The sequence below is a fragment of the Candidatus Frankia nodulisporulans genome, from assembly GCF_902806475.1.
Lineage (GTDB): Bacteria > Actinomycetota > Actinomycetes > Frankiales > Frankiaceae > Frankia > Frankia umida.
The window spans coordinates 1-273 of record NZ_CADCWS010000596.1 but is presented as its reverse complement, the minus strand read 5'-3'; the positions used below and the strand labels follow the sequence as shown (position 1 = coordinate 273).

1 pseudogene is annotated in these 273 nt (G+C 75.5%); it reads left to right on the top strand.

The features are described 5' to 3' along the window. Window positions 1-34 precede the first annotated feature (34 nt). A pseudogene (locus G6R24_RS21530) lies at window positions 35-273 on the top strand (protein spdB); the annotation flags it as partial.

The window sequence follows — 273 nt, the reverse complement described above, 5'->3', positions numbered from 1 at the left end:
TGTCGGCCCGTCATCGCCGGCGGGGTGGCTGGCGGTGGCCTGGCTGCCGTTGGCCGCGAAAGCGCTGTGGCTGGTCCACGGCCTGTGGGAACGTACCGCCCTCACCCCAACCGCCCTGGAAGAGATCCGCACCATCCGCCAGACGGCCCGCGACGATGCCGCCGTCTCCCGAGCCCGACTGTCCGCGCAGGCCGGTGCGGAGGAGACCCGGCTTGCCGCGGTGACCGCCGCGGGGGCGCGGGTGGCCCGGGTACAGGCCCGCACCGCGCACAT